This window comes from Chitinimonas sp. BJB300, from assembly GCF_002735695.1.
Classification (GTDB): domain Bacteria; phylum Pseudomonadota; class Gammaproteobacteria; order Burkholderiales; family Chitinimonadaceae; genus Chitinimonas.
Map to the genome: position 1 here is coordinate 1 of NZ_PDZH01000091.1, position 17792 is coordinate 17792.

Sequence of the window (17792 nt, forward strand, 5' to 3'; positions counted from 1 at the left end):
ACCAGAGATCGAGAACACATCCTCAACCGGCATCAGGAAAGCACCGTCTATAGCACGCTCCGGCGTAGGAATGTAGCTATCCAAAGCCTCAGCCAGACGGAAAATGGCGGGTTCGCCGATTTCCGACCGATCGCCCTCCAAAGCCTTCAGGGCCGAGCCCTTGATGATCGGTAAATCATCACCCGGGAAGTCGTATTTGCTCAGCAATTCACGGACTTCCATTTCGACGAGCTCAAGCAACTCAGCATCATCAACCATGTCAGCCTTGTTCATGAACACGATGATGTAAGGCACGCCAACCTGGCGGGCCAACAAGATGTGTTCACGGGTTTGCGGCATCGGACCGTCAGCAGACGACACAACCAAAATTGCACCATCCATCTGGGCAGCACCCGTGATCATGTTCTTCACGTAGTCAGCGTGACCCGGGCAGTCAACGTGTGCGTAGTGACGGTTTTCGGTTTCGTATTCGACGTGCGCAGTATTAATAGTAATACCACGAGCCTTTTCTTCCGGCGCACTGTCGATTTGATCGTAACCCTTGGCTTCGCCACCGAACTTCTTCGACAGAATCGTGGTGATTGCAGCTGTCAGCGTGGTCTTACCGTGGTCAACGTGACCGATCGTACCAACGTTTACGTGCGGCTTGGTCCGCTCGAATTTCTCTTTTGCCATGACGGAGTCCTTAATTGCGAATAGAAGAAACTATCAAGGGATGGTGCCCATGGGCAGATTCGAACTGCCGACCTCTCCCTTACCAAGGGAGTGCTCTACCCCTGAGCTACATGGGCATTCCACACAAAACGATGGAGCGGGTGAAGGGAATCGAACCCTCGTCGTAAGCTTGGAAGGCTTCTGCTCTACCATTGAGCTACACCCGCAGACAAGATTTCCAACCCGCTTGCCACGCGGCACACTTACCGCGACGCTATCTACTTTATGTTTTGGTGGAGGGGGAAGGATTCGAACCTTCGAAGGCAGAGCCGTCAGATTTACAGTCTGATCCCTTTGACCGCTCGGGAACCCCTCCTGAATGAGGGGCGCATTATGAGTAAGCACTTACGGCTTGTCAAAACATTTATTCAAATATTTTTAAGGCTACAAACCGCGGCCTCACTGGCTTGTACCCTCATGGGCATCAACATTGCTTATAACAGAGCATGCCCAAAGCAATCACCACTAGGAATCCAACCCTCTGCTCCGCACAGCGTGGCAGCGCGTTGCTTGTTTTTTTCCTTGTTGTCAGCGTCGCCTTCTTGGCATTGATTGTTTCGAAGCTTGGGCAGGTTATCCCTACTCAAAGCAAGAATGATGAGATCACCGATAGCGCTTTACAGGCAGCCAAAGCTGCGCTGCTTGGCTGGACGGTAAGCCATGCTGATTTGCCAGGTCTGCTGCTGTATCCAGACCACAATAATACCGATGGGAACTATGATGGCACCTCCGACTGCCCTTCAATCTCTGGTAACGCATCCCTCCTTGGCGCGCTACCTGACAAAATTGATAGCAACTCAAGTAACTTTGGGAATTGCCTTGCCGACCAAAATAATTCCCGACCGTTCGGCATCAGTTATTTAAGAGATGGTAGCGGCACCAAACTTTGGTATGCCGTCTCGCAGAATCTACTTACTGGTTATCCTGGCCCTACTACCCCAGAAATTACAACCGCCTGGTTAGACACCCCAGCCCCTTCTTTATGGCTAAAGATATGCAATGGTAGCAGCACTCCTATAGACGATGTCGCATTTGTCATCATTGCACCAGGCCCCCCATTAGGAGGGCAGAATCGCAATGCAGCAGCACCTGCAGCCATTAACTTTCTTGAAGGCATTCCTAATGGCGGCACAGGAGCCTGCGCCGGCTCTCAGAGTAACGCAGACACTGACGCTAACTTGACTTTCGTTTCTGCCCCTCAAACTGCGACATTTAACGACAAGCTAGTATTTGTTACCAAACAAGAGCTCATTACTGCCCTAGTCCCAAGGATTGTTAATGATGTAAGGGTTGAGCTCGACAAATTTCACATTCAGAACGGTCAGTACTCAGCTGCTGGTGATAGCTCCGGCGAGTGCGATGCCACCTCAAACACAAGTCATTTACCACTGAATAACATTACCCCTGACATTGGTTGCGTAGGAAGCGGGCTAAGCAGCCTTCCCGAATGGATCGGGCTGAACACAACAATAGGTTGGTTTCCCGAGATCACTTACAACAAGGTGAACGATGACGAAGTGACGTTGAAATTAACCAACTGCGCTATTACCTTCACCCTTAAGTGGAATACAACCCCAGCGCCCGGGCACAGTGATGTGACGCGATCGCCCCCAGCATGCTGAAAGCTGACGCTATGAATCAGGCAAAGAGGCAGCGGCAATATGGATTTACTCTGGCAGAGCTTGCAACTGTCATGGTAATCATCGGCTTGTTGCTTGGCGGATTGATGACCGTGTTACCACAGCAAATGGAACATCAACGATTCCTGCAAACACAAAAAGCTCTGACAGACATATCTGATGCATTAATGGGGTATGCCTTATCGCATCCAGGAGCATCGGGTCGACGTGGTTATCTACCGTGCCCAGACTCCCCTGAAGCTACAGCAACACTAGGTGACGGCCTTGAAGACACCGTCCAAATAAGTGGCTGCAATCTGCCGAGCGCAGACCCAAGGTGTGGCGATAGCGACAACGATGGCACTATTGGTGGAGCAAGTGACACAGCCACCCAGACTGTATGTCTTTCACAAGAAGGCTGGCTCCCCAGCGCCACCCTAGGAGTGACCTCCAGCGACGGTTGGGGCAATCGATTTCGTTATCGCGTAGATACACGATTCAGCAATCATGAGACTGGACTAACAATTGGGCTTAACAGCATGGGAAATCTCCATGTATGCAACAACTCCACGTGTAACACACCTATTGCCAGTAATTTGCCCGTTGTCTTTCTCTCACATGGTCTCAACGCTTCTGGCGCGAGGAATAGTGCCTTCACGTTGAATGCACCGCCTTCTGCAGCGCAAGTCGATGAGCTGCAGAATACTAATGGGCGTAATGCAACAGATACCGCAACCATCGCATGCCCACTTGCACCGATTCCACCACCTACAACTCCCGTTATACAACCCCCGGCTTGCAACTTTGTCAGCCACGAAAGATACGAAACTGGGGGCGCGGGCGGGCAATTTGATGACCAGGTCGGCTGGGTACCAACCAGCTTGCTATTCAACCGCTTGGTGGCGGCAGGCAAATTACCGTGAGCACCTGGATACCTGTTCAATAACAGATGCCTGTCTGTATCGCGCATTAAATGCAAATTAGCCTGAAAGCTTGAGAGAAAACTCGACACAGCCATCTCGATTATTACTTAGGGCGAGCATATAACCCCGTTCGGCAGCCATCTTCGCTACTTGATACAGGCCCAGGCCAAACCCAGTCGACGATGGCACAGGGCGTATCAATATCTTGCCAAGTAGATCTGCAGGGACAGGCTCCCCATCATCCACAACCGTCAATATGGGCTCGCCATTTAACGCCGCCAACCTCGCATGAATGTACAGGCTGGGTTGAAGCAGCCGTTTGTTCAGTGCATTACTAATCAAGTTATCTAACGCAGCTGTAAAAAGATCCTCGTCAACCACTGCATCTACCAAATCGTCTGCCACAAAATCGACATCACTGTCGATATATCGACACTTTTGCAGCTCCCACCATGATGTCGCGATGACACGCGTCATCGGTTCGGCCGCCAAGGGCAGCGTCAATTTTTTCAGGGTGATTTCCAGCCGACGGGTAATTTCGGGCAACTGCCGTGAATAAAGCGCTGCCGACCGCTCTGCATCGTGCATTGTTTCGGATGCCGCCAATAACAACTTCAGGGTCTGCAGAAGGTTCTTGATGTCATGCGTCAACCTTGCGCCAGTTTGATGCACGGCTTCGACATAAGCCTGCTCCGCCAGCCAAATCTCGCGCAATTTCGCTTGATAAAATTGACTGAGCAACTCGGCAATCAACTGAAATTGCAAGTGAAGCGCAGGCGGTATCGGGTGCTCTGACAACAACATAAGCACCAAGCCACGCGCCTTTACAGATGCATTGAAGCGTGCGCGCTCGACACCAAACCGCCCAATCGACTGGTCATAGCGCCAATCTCCACCGACTACACCTGGCAGTGTCAGCAAGTCAGCCGCGGCGCTGCGTAGAAATTGCTCTGGGGAGGCTTCACGATTTGAATGGGCGGCAAGCCGGGTAGACCACCGTTCAAATGGCGTCCCCAATTGCAGCACTCGCATTGAAAACAACGCGCCAATACCCGCAAACCCTGCCCGCGGGTTCCACAACCATGCAAACGCGCCCAATCCCAGGCCCAATCCAACCAATACCAGGGCTAATGACTCGACATAGCTCCAGTCAGACAAGGCATCCAGCGCCACCGCTCCCATGGGCACCAATAGCGCCAACAGAAGTATGAGCACCGCATCAAAGAAATCCAGCGAAGCACGCTGACGTTTAGGTTCTATAACAACCGGCAGCATCGCCAAGAGCAATAGCACAACAGGTACGCCGTATTTGAAGACACTCTCGAAAGGAATGGCGTGGTTGGCTACACCTGGCGTGCCAACCAACCAAAGCATATAGAGTAGACATAGCAACATACCTACATGAAAACGACGCTGCCACGGTAGCAGCGTGCGGATAGATCGGCTGCCAAACATGCTGGCTAACAGCGCCAGCCAACACAGCATCAATCCCTTTCCAGCCAGCAACGCCAGTGCAATACCCACCAATACCAATCGTGCGACCGCTGCCCGATTAATCCGCAAATTGGTGTCAAAAACGGGCTGCCACAGTAGTAGCAAGCCATATTGCGCAATCAGCAGCATACGGCTTACCGGCCCTTCCGAACCTATCAATAGCGAGAGCCAGACAAGACCAACCAATAGCAACGGTAATATTCGTTCACGAAAGACCGGCATTTGCTGCATTCGGGTTGCAAACGTATTTGGCATAACCTAAGAAACCGTCAACGGCAGGCACGCATCAACGAGGTTGACGTATGCAATGTCTGAATTTCTAAAATGCGCCAATCAAATTATTGATGGCACGCAGGTTGCTATATTTCTATCCAGCTCGCCTTGGAGCAAATTCCTCGTAGGAGACTGAGTACCATGAACCACGCAAAACACAACCAACAGGGCTTTACCCTGATCGAAATCGCGATCGTACTGGTTATTATCGGTCTATTGCTGGGAGGCGTGCTCAAAGGCCAGGAAATGATAGAGAACGGCAGAACCAAAAATGCGGTCAATGACTTGAATGGCATGTCGGCCGCAGTCAACACATTCCGGGACCGTTATCACTCCCTGCCCGGCGATGAAAACGTCAACACTGCAACTACCCGAGGCTGGGCAGCCAACGTCGGCGGGGGTAACAATAATGGGTTGATAGGCGCAGCCACGGCAAACCCATTTGCCGTAAATGGCGGGGAAAATAACAATTTCTGGCGCTCGCTCCGCTTTGCTGGGTTGATTCAAGGGGACCCTGCATTAACTGGTGCAGCTGCAAGACCCAACAATGCATTTAGCGGCTTAATCGGCATCACCCAAACCGTCTATGGCATCACCGGCAATGCAGTTTGCATGAGCGCTGTTCCCGGCAAACAAGCCGCAGCTATTGATCGACAGTTGGATGATGGCAACCCACAAACCGGTACCGTAAGGGCCGCCAGTGCCGCTGCAGCGCCGCTAGCACCGATAGCGGCAGCGCCAGGCGTAGCCATTTATAATGAAACCAATGGCCAACTCTGGACAGTCTGCCGGCAACTATAGGCAGGGTTAGACAGAGGGAATTGTATGTAAAATAAGGAATGGGATTGCTTCTACATTCCCAACCAAGCCATACACCTGAATCCATACACTGCTCTTGTGAAATAGCCCGCCATTACGCGGGCTATTTTGCCACATCAACTCAACCTAAAAGCCGGCGCTCGGCTCTCGCCAGTGCATCGGGTGTGCCCAGCAATACCAGTACATCACCCACTTGTAGCAAATGCTCTGGCGGCGGCTCATCCAAACGACGTCCCCCCTGGCGCAGGCTTCTTACACTGACATCCACTTCCACCAGTTTTAAGTCAGCCAATGTCTTACCAATCGCCGCCGCGCCGAGATTAAGCTGAATTGAATGCAAACGCGGCTGTGCCTGCTCTTCCAGCCCCTCATCGCTGATACCACGAAAAAACCCCCGAAATAAACTATAGCGCTGCTCGCGTGCATCTCGAATATGCCGCAACACCCGGTTGAGTGGCACACCCAACAACATCAGGGCATGTGAAGCCAACATCAGGCTGCCCTCCATGATCTCGGCTACAACCCCATCCGCTCCCGCTTCGCGCAGCTTTTCGATATCGTTATCATCCCTGGTACGCACGATAACCGGCAGATCCGGTCTTTCTTGTCTGACGATGTTCAGTATCTTCAGAGCAGATGGCGTGTGGTCGTAGGTGACAATCAGCGCTCGCGCACGAGTCAACCCCGCAGACATCAACACTTCACGGCGTGTGGCATCGCCAAATGACACATTTTCGCCCGCCGCTGCCGCCTCCTTAACCCGCTCCGGGTCAAGGTCTAGCGCATAGATCGTGACGTCCTCTTGCTGAAGCACGCGCGCCAATGCCTGCCCACTGCGGCCATAACCACAAAGAATCACATGGTCCGAGGTCGCCATGGTCTTGGCAGCGAGCTGGGTAAGATGCATTGCCTGCAACATCCAATCAGAGGCAATGAAGCGTCGCACAATCCTTTCGGACTGCTGGATCAAAAATGGCGCTGCCAACATCGAAAGCAGGATAGAGGCCAATGCGACCTGCTCTACCGCACGTGGCATCACGCCCGATGCGGCAGCCAAGGTCAACAGCACAAAGCCGAACTCCCCGCCCTGCCCCAGCGCCAGGCCTGTACGCACTGCCGTGCCCGTACTACAACCGAACCAGCGTACCAGCCCTGTAATCAATCCGGTTTTGCCCACCGTAAGAAAGGCAAATACCATTAACACTGCAAAGCAATTTTGCCATACAGCCTTAAGGTCCAGCCGCATGCCTACGGTAATAAAGAACAAGCCCAGGAGCAGGTCTCTAAAAGGTCGGATATCCTCTTCCACCTGATGCCGGTATTCCGTTTCTGCGATCAACATACCCGCCAGGAATGCTCCCAGCGCCAAGCTGAGGCCAGCTTGTGCCGTGGCATAAGAGATACCCAGCGTTACCAGCAGTACATTCAAAACGAATAATTCAGTTGAACGTCCTTTGGCGACCAGATGTAATAAAGGGCGCAGCAACTTCGGCCCGAAATAAAGCAATACCACCAGCGTGATGGCTATCTTCAAGGCGGCATATTCCAACGCCATCCACAAATCGATGCCGGCAGAGCCCAGCGCAGGGGTGATGATCAACAGTGGTACCACGGCCAAATCCTGGAACAGCAGCACACCGATAGCCTGCTGGCCATGCGGCGCATTCACCTCAACACGCTCCGCCAGCAGCTTGGTGACAATGGCAGTGGATGACATCGCAAGAATCCCCCCCAGCACCAACCCCACCTGCCAAGGCAGACCAAATAGCAATGACGCCGCCATCACCACCAACATAGCCGATCCAACCTGAGCCGACCCAAGACCAAATACTGTCCTGCGCATAGCCGTCAGCTTAGGTAGACTAAATTCCAACCCCAGGCTGAACATCAAAAACACCACCCCATATTCAGCAAGTTCTGATGCCTGTGCAGATGACGCAATCAAGCCAAATGCATGTGGGCCAATTGCAATACCCACTAACAGATACCCCAGCATGGCCGGCAATTGCGCTCGGCGGCAAAGGGTAACAACTGCGACTGCCGCAGCCAGCAGAAGCAATACGGTTTCAAGCGCTTGATGCATGGTGAACCTGAACAAAGTGATGCGGGGATTATACGAACCCCGTGTGGAATACGTGCAGGCAATCCGTGCAAGAAAGACAATATAGGCATCACTATTCAAGAACCGTGCCCGCAGCTGAGCACGACCTGCAATGCATCCCTTATACTTCTACGCTATGAATCCCAATCGCACACTCACACAAGCGAGCCTGATAGCGCTCGGTCGCGATGTACTCACCACCGAGGCAGAGGCCATCCAGGCCCTGGCTGACAGGCTGGACGAAACGTTCGTTCAGGCTCATGCACTGCTTTTGGACTGCAAAGGCCGGGTTGTGGTTGCCGGCATTGGCAAATCAGGCCATGTTGGTGGAAAAATCGCAGCAACGCTGGCCTCCACCGGTACGCCTGCATTCTTTATGCACCCGGCAGAAGCCGCCCATGGTGACTTGGGCATGATCACTGCAGAAGACGTCGTGTTGGCCTTGTCGAATTCCGGTGAAAGCAATGAGTTGGTCGCGCTCCTACCTGCCATTAAACGCAAAGGCGCCAAGATCATCGCCATGACTGGCAACCCACGCTCTTCGTTGGGTATGGCTGCTGATGTCCACCTCAATTCCAGCGTCAGCAAAGAAGCTTGCCCATTGAACCTGGCGCCGACAGCCAGCACGACGGTATCGTTGGCCTTGGGCGATGCGTTGGCGGTTTGCCTCCTGGAGGCAAGGGGCTTCAGCCGTGATGACTTCGCGCTATCACACCCAGGTGGCAGTCTTGGGCGTAAGCTATTGGTCCATGTGCGTGATGTCATGCATCAGGGCGATACCTTGCCAGTTGTCAGTACCCAGGCCAGCCTGCGCGACGCCCTATTCGAAATCACCCGTAAAGGCCTCGGCATGACCGCCGTAGTTGATGCTGCAGGCGACTTGGTAGGTGTCTTTACCGATGGCGACCTGCGCCGGGCAATGGATAGGGATATCGACCTCAAACGTGCCGTGATTGCCGATGTGATGACCCTGAAACCCAAAACCATCGACGCCAACCGTCTCGCCGTTGAAGCGGTACAGCAGATGGAGCAATCCAAGGTTTATGTGCTGTTGGTCACCGACGCAAATAAATTGGCAGGCGCCATACGCATGCACGACCTGCTGCAGGCTGGCGTGGTTTGATTGCCGCATAAATAATAGATTTGATAGAGGAATTTCTGTGCTTGAACGTGCCCAAACTGTTCGCTTAATGATTTTTGATGTAGATGGTGTAATGACTGACGGCAGTTTGTATTACACCGACAGCGGTGAAGAAATGAAGGCTTTCAACTCGCTAGACGGCCATGGCTTGAAGATGCTCAAGCAATCCGGCGTTCAATTGGCCATCATCACAGGCCGCCAATCCAAGCTGGTCGAACATCGCGCCCGAAACCTGGGCATCGAACACCTCATTCAAGGCGCTCACGACAAGCGGGCCTCATTTGAAACATTGCTGGCACAGCTTGGGTTCTCTGCTGAGCAATGCGGCTATATGGGTGACGATGTCATCGATCTGCCTGTCATGCGTCGCGCCCACTTTGCCATCGCCGTGCCCGACTCACCCACCGTGGTTCGTCAATATGCGCATTACGTTACAGGCGCACGAGGCGGCCATGGTGCGGTAAGAGAAGCCTGCGAGGTCATCATGCAAGCCAAGGGCACGCTTGATGCACAACTCGCTTCATATCTGGCTTAAGTATGATTCCCGACCGTGTCGCTCGCGCTTTCCCACTGCTATTGCTGATGCTGTTGGCGGGGATGGCGTTGATGCTGAACCATGTCACCGAGCTACCCAGTTTGACGCCCAGTGTTGCCATGCGCACGCCAGACCTCACCATTAGCCGCTTCTCCGCCGTCAGTTTTGGTAGCGATGGCAAACCGCTCTATACGCTGAAAGCCGAACGGATGCTGCGCTATCCAGATGACGGCCGGGCAGAATTCGAACAAGCCTCCCTGATCCGAACCCTACCCGCAGAGCCCGCGCTGACCATCACGGCGGAAAAAGCACGCGCCAACGCGAATGGCGACAAAGTGTGGTTTGAGCAGAACGTACAGATGCAACGCGCGGAAAGCGCCGAGGCCCCAAGCGTTCAGCTGCAAACCCGTAATCTGTTGCTAGACACCGCACGCGGCACCGCCGCTTCAGATGCGCCTACCGACCTCCAGACCGGCGGCGACCAAGTACGCAGTACCGGTTTTGATTACGACCACAACACAGCGCAGTTACGATTGCGTTCCAAAGTGAGCATTGATTATGCCCCGCCCAAACGCTGAGCACTTACTGGCAGCTTTGTTAGCTGGCTTGGCTGTACTACCTGCCCAGGCCGAACTGACCGACCGTACCCAGAAAATTCATATCGACGCAGGTGGCGGCTCGCGCGATGCAAAAAATGGCTTTTCCATCTTGGAAGGCGGCGTCAAGCTGACCCAAGGTACGCTTTCGCTCAAAGCGGAGAGCGCAACCTTGAAGGAATTGCCGAGCGGCGACCAACAAATCAAAGCCCAAGGCAATCAAGTTGAATTCCGGCAAAAACTGGAAGGCGACCGCGGTTGGCTGGATGGCAAAGCCAATCAATTAGAATACGATAGTCAAAGTGGTGATGTACGCCTACTGGGCCAAGCGTGGTTGAAAATCAGTGGCGATGAAATCAGCGCCAACAATATCAGTTACAACACGCAGACTGAACGTTACAAGGCTGAAGGCAGCCCAGCACAAAAGGGTGGCAATGGCCGATTACGCATGGTGATCCAGCCTCAAGTCAGCCCCGCTGAAGCCAAAACGGTCGAAGGACAAAAAAAGCCATGACGACCCGTTTGTCTGCACAACACCTGCAAAAACGCTATAAGGCGCGTACAGTCGTACGCGATGTTTCCTTGCATGTCGATGCCGGCGAAGTGGTGGGCTTGCTTGGCCCAAATGGTGCCGGTAAAACCACCAGCTTTTATATGATAGTGGGTCTGGTCGCGCTGAATGGTGGTCAGATCCGGCTCAGTGATGCAGATATCACGCACCTGCCAATGCACGCCCGCGCCAAGCTTGGGCTCGGCTACCTGCCGCAGGAGGCATCGATTTTCCGCAAGCTCAGCGTAGCCGAAAACGTTCGCGCCATCCTCGAACTGCATGAGCGTGACAACGAGGCCATCGAAGCGCGTTTGGAAGAGTTATTGCGGGAGCTGAACATATCCCACTTGCGCGACAGCGCGGCATTGGCCTTGTCGGGTGGGGAGCGACGCCGCTGTGAGATTGCCCGTGCGCTGGCGGCAAATCCGCGTTTTATCTTGCTAGATGAACCGTTTGCCGGCGTGGACCCCATTGCGGTCATGGATATCCAGAAAATCATCGGCTTTCTGAAAGAGCGGCAAATCGGCGTGCTTATTACCGACCACAACGTTCGCGAAACGCTAGGCATTTGTGACCGGGCCTATATCATTAATGAAGGTAGCGTACTCGCCTCAGGCAGCGCAGAAGAAATAGTACATAACGACAATGTACGCCGGGTCTACCTTGGCGAACATTTCCGGCTGTAAACCCTCTACTCACAGACCGGTATGAAACAATCCCTCCAGCTTAAACTGTCTCAGTCCCTAACGCTTACGCCGCAACTGCAGCAGTCCATCAAGCTTCTGCAGCTATCCACCCTTGATCTAAATCAAGAGATCGAACGCTTCCTGCAGGATAATCCCATGCTGGAACGCGAGGACGACAACGAGCCCGATACCTTTATGGTGCGGGAGGACGGCACCCCTTCCGCCCCGGTAGAACAGGAAGCGGCAGCGACCGAAACCCCCGCCGAAGAAAGTAGTCAGCCTGATTTCGATATGGATGACTCCTTGGGAGACAACTATTGGAATGAGGCATCAGGCAGCAAGGGCAACGATGGCGATGATGAATTCGACCCTCAGGCCAATGTGGCCCGCATCTCCACCTTGCGTGAGTATCTCCTCGAACAGCTTGGGTTGCTGCCCTTAAGCCCGCGCGACCATGCCGTCGCCAGCTTGATCATCGATGCGCTTGATGATGATGGTTTTCTGTCCATGAGCTTGGCAGAAATTCTTGAGTTGGTGCCGAGTGAACTTCGCGAGCAACTGGAACTCGAAGTGGAGGAACTTCAGGTTGGATGGCAATTAGTACGACAATTGGAACCTTGCGGCGTGGGCGCGGTCGATCTTAAAGACTGCCTCAGTTTGCAGCTGCAGCAGTTGAACGGAAACGAACCGGCATACGGGTTGGCCTTGGCCGTAGTTACCAACGGTCTCGATTTATTGGCCAACAAAGACTACAGTAAACTTAAGCGAACGCTAAAGTGTGACGACGAATCACTGCGTGCAGCTCAGGAGCTGATCAAGCGTCTGAGCCCACACCCAGGTGCAGCATTTGGTGAGTCGGACACCCGTTACGTGGTCGCAGATGTGGTCGTGAAGAAGATGAAACAAAGCTGGACGGTGCAGTTGAACGAAGCTGCCATGCCAAAGCTGAAGGTCAACCAGCTGTACGCAAACATTCTGCGTCAACAGCGCGATAACGGCACGGGCCTCTCTGGCCAGCTGCAGGAGGCCAAATGGTTGATCAAGAATGTGCAGCAGCGCTTCGAAACCATCTTACGCGTCGCACAGGCCATCATCGAGAAGCAACAGCGCTTCTTCGAGCATGGCGAAGTTGCCATGCGCCCCTTGGTACTACGCGATATTGCCGAGGAGTTGGACCTGCACGAATCAACGATCTCGCGCGTCACCACCCAGAAGTACATGCTTACCCCGCGAGGTATCTATGAATTCAAGTATTTCTTCGGCAGCCATGTCGATACAGACTCAGGCGGCGAGTGCTCGGCCATCGCCATCAAAGCCCTGATCAAACAACTTATTCACAGCGAAGACCATAAGAGCCCCCTAAGCGACAGCATTATTGCCGAGGTATTAGGCAAGCAAGGCATCAATGTGGCCCGTCGCACGGTTGCCAAGTACCGAGAAGCAATGCACATCCCTCCCGTGAACCAACGAAAGTCCCTGTAGCCGCCAACGCAAGATCAATTGGCGACGTCCTTAACACAAGGAGAGTCGTATGAATCTAACTATCAGTGGGCATCACCTCGAAGTTACCCCCGCCATGCGTGAATATGTCGAAGCCAAGCTCGAGCGGGTAACTCGCCACTTCGACCATGTGATCGATATGAACGTCATCGTTTCGGTCGAAAAGCTGCAGCAAAAAATCGAAGTTACCGTGCACGTGCGTGGCAAAGACATTCACGTGGAAGCCGCTCAGGCGGACATGTACGCCGCCATCGACCTAGTAGCAGATAAATTAGACCGCCAAGTGCTCAAACACAAGGAGAAGCGTTATGGGGACAGGCATACCGATGCGTTGAAATACCAAGCTATGCCGGAACAACCGGCCGCCTGATTACGTATCACCCCTGACACGCGAGGGACGGGAATGGCACTGGGACGCCATTCCCGTTTTTATTTGTAGTTTGATCTGTTATCCAGCCACATAAGACTCGTAAGAACCTGTCTAATGTCTCGCGAGCTAGGGCAAGGAAAGGCTGAAGCGGCCCAGGAAGCGGTGTTTACGCGTGGCAAATGCGCATTCCGAGGGGGTTTTCAACGCAGTACTGCTGACACACAGCAGACTTTAGTCAAGTTCTAAGCTTATAAAGCGCCGATTGGGATACATAGTTGGGCACCAAAATCGCCTGTTATCCCACACTTGTTACGTCCTGCCCTCCCCCAAAGCCAAGCCCTGCGCGACTTCAAATCTCATGCCAATGAAGCTGTGTATGTTACCTTGCCGTCAGCTACCACGGGGGTACAATGGCGGCCTCTTCATGAAGTGTCCCAACATGGCCCTGATTGCCTCTATTCTACCGCCGGACAATGTATTTCTTGATCTGGACCTGACCAGCAAAAAGCGTCTGTTCGAACAGGCGGGCCTGCTATTCGAGAACAGTCAGGGCATTGCCCGTAGCGCTACGTTTGACGCACTGTTTGCACGTGAAAAGCTTGGTTCAACCGGGCTTGGCCAGGGGGTGGCTATCCCACACGGGCGAATCAAAGGCATCAAGCAAGCTGTCGGGACCTTTGTTCGACTGAAAACGCCAATCGCATTCGAAGCGCCCGACGGTAAACCGGTTTCTTTGGCTTTTGTGCTGTTGGTTCCGGAACAGGCAACCGACCTGCACTTGCAGATTCTGTCTGAACTCGCACAATTGTTTAGCGATAAAAAATCCCGTGAAGCACTATGTGCGGCGACAACGGTCGAAGAGAGCTATCGTTTATTGACCAATTGGCAGTCCTGAGTTGGCACGGTAGCAGCTAGAATCGGGCTATCTGCCGAGAGAGCCCGCCCATGCCGCAAATTACTGTTCGCCAGCTTTTTATCGATAACGCCGAGAAGCTACGTCTGACCTGGCTGGCAGGTCAGAGCGGCGCCAATAATCTTCTTTCCAACGAGGCGGACACGCAAAAGCCGGCGCACGCCTTGGTCGGCCACCTTAATTTCGTCCACCCGAACCGTGTCCAAGTGCTCGGCTTGGCGGAAATTGCCTACCTCAAAGGGATTGAAGCCGCGGCACTGAAAAAGTCGCTCGACCATCTGTTCAGCACCGATATGGCCGCGATGATCATCGCCAACGGCCAAGCCGCACCCGATGTATTGCGCGAGTCCTGTGAGCGTGCCCACGTACCCTTGCTGACCTCACCCGAGCAATCGCCGTACTTGATGGATGTGCTGCGTTTTTATCTGGCCAAGGCCTTAGCCGTCTCTACCAATCTACATGGCGTCTTCCTGGATGTGCTGGAAGTAGGCGTGTTGATTACCGGTGAAAGTGCGATGGGTAAAAGCGAGTTGGCACTGGAACTGATTTCACGTGGTCACGGTATTGTTGCCGACGATGTGGTCGAGCTTTACCGAATTGCACCCGATACGCTGGAAGGGCGCTGCCCACCCCTACTGCGCGACTTTTTGGAAGTACGCGGTTTGGGCGTGCTGAATATCCGCACTATCTTTGGCGAAACCGCCGTTCGCCCCAAAAAGAACCTCAAGCTGATCATTCATCTCACCAAGCAATCAGAATCGGTAACACCGCTGGATCGATTGCAGATGCAAGCGGCAACTCAGGCGGTGCTGGACGTGGCAATCCGCAAAGTCGTCCTGCCCGTAGCTGCCGGCCGTAACTTGGCGGTGCTTGTCGAAGCCGCTGTACGAAATTACATTCTGCAATTGCGCGGTATCGACTCGACCCGCGAGTTTATTGAACGCCATCAACGCTTCATGGAATCGGGAGAGTAAGTATGCAGTCAGTTGCAGCAATGCAAATTGTGCTGATTTCCGGCTTATCCGGGTCCGGCAAGAGCGTGGCGCTCAAACAGCTTGAGGATCAAGGCTATTTTTGTATCGACAACCTCCCGGCTACGCTATTACTACAAGCGGTGCAGTCATTGCGTGATGAGGGCCATCGTCGTATTGGTATCAGCGTCGATATCCGCGGTGTCCATAGTCTGCCAGCCCTACCTGCGGCAGTTGCCAATTTGAAGGCACAAGGGCTTGATATACGGGCGCTCTTTCTGGAAGCCAAGGCAGACGCCTTACAGATGCGATTCTCCGAAACCCGGCGTAAGCACCCTTTGTCGGTAGCGCATCCTGAGCTGACCGTGGCCGAGTGCATTGTGCTGGAACAAGACCTGCTGACAGGTGTCGCTGATCTGGCGCATCGGATCGATACAAGCGACCTCAGCGCCAATGCACTACGAAGCTGGGTAAAACAACTACTGGGACTTGATCAAGCTCGCCTTACCGTGATTTTCCAATCATTCGGCTTCAAGCATGGCTTACCACTCGATGCCGACTTGGTATTCGACGCCCGCTGCATACCCAACCCCTATTACGACCCCAAGCTACGCCCTCTAACGGGGAGGGATCAAGCCGTTATCGACTTCCTTGAGGCACAACCGCTCGGGAAAAAAATGTATAGCGATGTTTGCAACTATCTCGTCGACTGGCTACCTGCATTCGATAGTGACAACCGTAGCTACCTCACGGTTGCAATAGGTTGTACCGGTGGGCAACATCGTTCGATCTGGCTTGCGGAAAAGCTTGCTGTACGCTTCGGTAACGAACGACAAGTGCTATCCCGCCACCGCGAACGCCGGGGCGAATCAGCATGACGCCACCGCATACCGTCACGCTCGCCCTCACTGGCGCATCGGGCATGCCCTATGGGCTGCGCCTGCTGGAGTCTTTACTGGAAGCCGAAGTACAGGTCTATCTGCTTTATTCGCAAGCAGCACAGATCGTCATCAAGCAAGAGATAGGTGAAACTTGGCCTTCCCGCGCCAAAGAAGTAGAAACCATGCTGTGCGAGCGGTATAGCCTTACCAACAATCAGCTACAGGTATTTGGCCGAGAAGAGTGGTTCGCCCCGGTAGCATCGGGCTCCAACCCCGCCGATGCCATGGTGATCTGCCCTTGCACAATGGGAACGCTCGCCGCCATCGCCACCGGCATGAGCGACAATCTGATCGAACGTGCCGCCGATGTCAGCATCAAGGAAAACCGTAAGCTGATCATCGTGCCACGCGAGACACCGTTTTCTGCATTGCACCTTGAAAATATGCTCAAGCTGGCGCGCATGGGCGTATGCATCCTGCCGGCCAACCCCGGCTTCTACCACCATCCGGAAAGTGTTGGCGAACTGGTGGATTTCATTGTGGCCAGAGTGCTTGACCAACTAGGCGTACCCCATCAGCTGATGGCACGTTGGGGCAATACGGAAACCAATCCGTATTAAGTACTGTCGATAATCATCGCACAGACTTGTCTCAATTAGGCGCCCCCAAATCCCAGCTCCCAAGCACGGCGATGCGCCATCAACAATACATAACACAGCAACTTGAATGTCTCATCCCTTTTACAAGGAAGAAACCATGGCTATGGACGTAATCGATTACACACTGTTTGGTGACGACATGCAGTTTGTCGAGATAGAACTCGACCCCGGTGAAGCCGCTGTTGGTGAAGCCGGAACGTTGTTCTATATGGAGGATGGCATCCAGATGGACACGATCTTCGGTGATGGCTCGGCCGCGCAGCAAGGTTTTATGGGCAAACTGATGGGAGCCGGCAAACGGCTGCTGACTGGTGAGTCGCTATTCACTACTGTATTCGTGAATCAAGGCGCGGGTAAGATGAAGGTAGCCTTTGGTGCACCCTATCCAGGGAAAATCATCCCCGTTAACTTAAGTGAAATTGGCGGCACCCTGATGGCGCAAAAGGACTCCTTCCTATGTGCGGCAAAGGGTGTTTCTCTGGGCCTCGGTTTTCAAAAACGCCTCGGGGCCGGTTTCTTTGGTGGTGAAGGTTTTATCCTGCAAAAACTGGAAGGTGATGGGTTAGCCTTTGTCCATGCTGGCGGAGCAATCATCGAAAAGACGCTGAAACCTGGCGAGAGCCTACGCGTTGATACCGGTTGTGTGGTGGCCTTCCAACCCAGTGTGGACTTTGATATCCAATATGTCGGCAATGTGAAGAGTGCGCTGTTCGCCGGAGAAGGCTTGTTCTTTGCGACCTTACGCGGGCCTGGCAAAATCTGGCTGCAGTCACTGCCCTTATCACGGCTGGCCAATCGCATCGTCGGCGCTTCCCGCGCAGGTGGAGGCGCAAATGCCGAGCAAGGGTCGGTATTGGGCGGGCTTGGTAATCTCTTCGAAAGGGAGTAACTACCCTTCGCTAATCGGCATAGGGGCGGCCAGATTACCTGGCTGACCCCTGCCACACCACCCGGCATGCGGGTCCGCACCGGGCGGTTCGAGAAGTTGAGGTTAGGCGAGTCTTGGAACTCCCAGGCGATCGAAATAGGCGATCGGCAGCGCACGAT

18 protein-coding genes and 3 tRNA genes are annotated in these 17792 nt (G+C 53.7%); 15 read left to right on the forward strand and 6 right to left on the reverse strand.

Annotated features, from left to right (window positions below):
- The 4 genes from CSQ89_RS15040 to CSQ89_RS15055 all read right to left on the reverse strand — a co-directional run.
- Nucleotides 1-675: GTP-binding protein (locus CSQ89_RS15040; RefSeq protein WP_143747077.1), on the reverse strand; the 675-nt coding region annotated here is incomplete at its 3' end.
- 41 nt (nucleotides 676-716) lie between these two features.
- Nucleotides 717-791, reverse strand: a tRNA-Thr gene (locus CSQ89_RS15045).
- 16 nt (nucleotides 792-807) lie between these two features.
- Nucleotides 808-881 (reverse strand) — tRNA-Gly (locus CSQ89_RS15050).
- Nucleotides 882-945: 64 nt separating this feature from the next.
- Nucleotides 946-1030 (reverse strand) — tRNA-Tyr (locus CSQ89_RS15055).
- Between the two features lie 130 nt (nucleotides 1031-1160).
- Between CSQ89_RS15055 and CSQ89_RS15060 the strand changes: the two genes are divergently transcribed.
- Entirely contained in the window at nucleotides 1161-2336 is a 1176-nt protein-coding gene (locus tag CSQ89_RS15060; protein ID WP_139022866.1) for a hypothetical protein, read from the forward strand.
- On the forward strand, nucleotides 2330-3256 hold the full coding sequence (locus CSQ89_RS15065; protein ID WP_099406954.1) for a type II secretion system protein: 927 nt from the start codon (nucleotides 2330-2332) through the stop codon (nucleotides 3254-3256). The genes CSQ89_RS15060 and CSQ89_RS15065 overlap by 7 nt, the downstream gene beginning before the upstream one ends.
- Nucleotides 3257-3313: 57 nt before the next feature.
- On the opposite strand, the gene CSQ89_RS15070 is transcribed toward CSQ89_RS15065, so the two are convergent.
- Complete coding sequence (locus CSQ89_RS15070) at nucleotides 3314-4981, reverse strand: ATP-binding protein (protein WP_099406955.1); 1668 nt, start codon at nucleotides 4979-4981, stop codon at nucleotides 3314-3316.
- A gap of 183 nt (nucleotides 4982-5164) precedes the next feature.
- Between CSQ89_RS15070 and CSQ89_RS15075 the strand changes: the two genes are divergently transcribed.
- Nucleotides 5165-5824, forward strand: coding sequence for a prepilin-type N-terminal cleavage/methylation domain-containing protein (locus CSQ89_RS15075; protein ID WP_099406956.1), 660 nt, complete (start codon nucleotides 5165-5167; stop codon nucleotides 5822-5824).
- Nucleotides 5825-5963: 139 nt separating this feature from the next.
- Here the strand turns inward: CSQ89_RS15075 and CSQ89_RS15080 are convergent, their stop codons facing one another.
- Nucleotides 5964-7925 carry a monovalent cation:proton antiporter family protein gene (locus tag CSQ89_RS15080; RefSeq protein WP_099406957.1) on the reverse strand — a complete coding sequence of 654 codons (1962 nt, stop codon included), beginning with the start codon at nucleotides 7923-7925 and terminating at the stop codon, nucleotides 5964-5966.
- 154 nt (nucleotides 7926-8079) lie between these two features.
- Here CSQ89_RS15080 and CSQ89_RS15085 point away from each other — a divergent pair, with 154 nt between their 5' ends.
- From CSQ89_RS15085 to CSQ89_RS15140, 12 genes are all read left to right on the forward strand, one after another.
- Complete coding sequence (locus CSQ89_RS15085; RefSeq protein WP_099406958.1) at nucleotides 8080-9066, forward strand: KpsF/GutQ family sugar-phosphate isomerase; 987 nt, start codon at nucleotides 8080-8082, stop codon at nucleotides 9064-9066.
- Nucleotides 9067-9133: 67 nt separating this feature from the next.
- The gene (locus tag CSQ89_RS15090) at nucleotides 9134-9619 is read left to right on the forward strand and encodes a KdsC family phosphatase (protein WP_308418162.1); all 486 of its coding nucleotides are present in this window, start codon (nucleotides 9134-9136) and stop codon (nucleotides 9617-9619) included.
- A gap of 2 nt (nucleotides 9620-9621) precedes the next feature.
- Nucleotides 9622-10197 carry an LPS export ABC transporter periplasmic protein LptC gene (gene lptC, locus CSQ89_RS15095; RefSeq protein WP_099406960.1) on the forward strand — a complete coding sequence of 192 codons (576 nt, stop codon included), beginning with the start codon at nucleotides 9622-9624 and terminating at the stop codon, nucleotides 10195-10197.
- A complete protein-coding gene (lptA, locus tag CSQ89_RS15100) occupies nucleotides 10178-10729 on the forward strand; it encodes a lipopolysaccharide transport periplasmic protein LptA (protein WP_099406961.1) in 552 nt (183 codons plus the stop codon). Before lptC ends, lptA begins: the two co-directional genes overlap by 20 nt.
- Entirely contained in the window at nucleotides 10726-11451 is a 726-nt protein-coding gene (gene lptB / locus CSQ89_RS15105; protein ID WP_099406962.1) for an LPS export ABC transporter ATP-binding protein, read from the forward strand. Before lptA ends, lptB begins: the two co-directional genes overlap by 4 nt.
- 21 nt (nucleotides 11452-11472) lie before the next feature.
- A complete protein-coding gene (locus CSQ89_RS15110) occupies nucleotides 11473-12933 on the forward strand; it encodes an RNA polymerase factor sigma-54 (protein ID WP_099406963.1) in 1461 nt (486 codons plus the stop codon).
- 49 nt (nucleotides 12934-12982) lie between these two features.
- Nucleotides 12983-13321 carry a ribosome hibernation-promoting factor, HPF/YfiA family gene (hpf, locus tag CSQ89_RS15115; protein WP_099406964.1) on the forward strand — a complete coding sequence of 113 codons (339 nt, stop codon included), beginning with the start codon at nucleotides 12983-12985 and terminating at the stop codon, nucleotides 13319-13321.
- Between the two features lie 439 nt (nucleotides 13322-13760).
- Nucleotides 13761-14216, forward strand: coding sequence for a PTS IIA-like nitrogen regulatory protein PtsN (gene ptsN, locus CSQ89_RS15120; RefSeq protein WP_099406965.1), 456 nt, complete (start codon nucleotides 13761-13763; stop codon nucleotides 14214-14216).
- Between the two features lie 50 nt (nucleotides 14217-14266).
- Nucleotides 14267-15208, forward strand: a complete 942-nt coding sequence (gene hprK / locus CSQ89_RS15125) for an HPr(Ser) kinase/phosphatase (protein WP_099406966.1) — start codon at nucleotides 14267-14269, stop codon at nucleotides 15206-15208.
- Between the two features lie 2 nt (nucleotides 15209-15210).
- Complete coding sequence (rapZ, locus tag CSQ89_RS15130) at nucleotides 15211-16083, forward strand: RNase adapter RapZ (RefSeq protein ID WP_233203183.1); 873 nt, start codon at nucleotides 15211-15213, stop codon at nucleotides 16081-16083.
- Complete coding sequence (locus CSQ89_RS15135) at nucleotides 16080-16706, forward strand: flavin prenyltransferase UbiX (RefSeq protein WP_099406967.1); 627 nt, start codon at nucleotides 16080-16082, stop codon at nucleotides 16704-16706. The genes rapZ and CSQ89_RS15135 overlap by 4 nt, the downstream gene beginning before the upstream one ends.
- Nucleotides 16707-16812: 106 nt before the next feature.
- Nucleotides 16813-17634, forward strand: coding sequence for a TIGR00266 family protein (locus CSQ89_RS15140; protein WP_374701356.1), 822 nt, complete (start codon nucleotides 16813-16815; stop codon nucleotides 17632-17634).
- The last annotated feature ends 158 nt before the right edge of the window (nucleotides 17635-17792 follow it).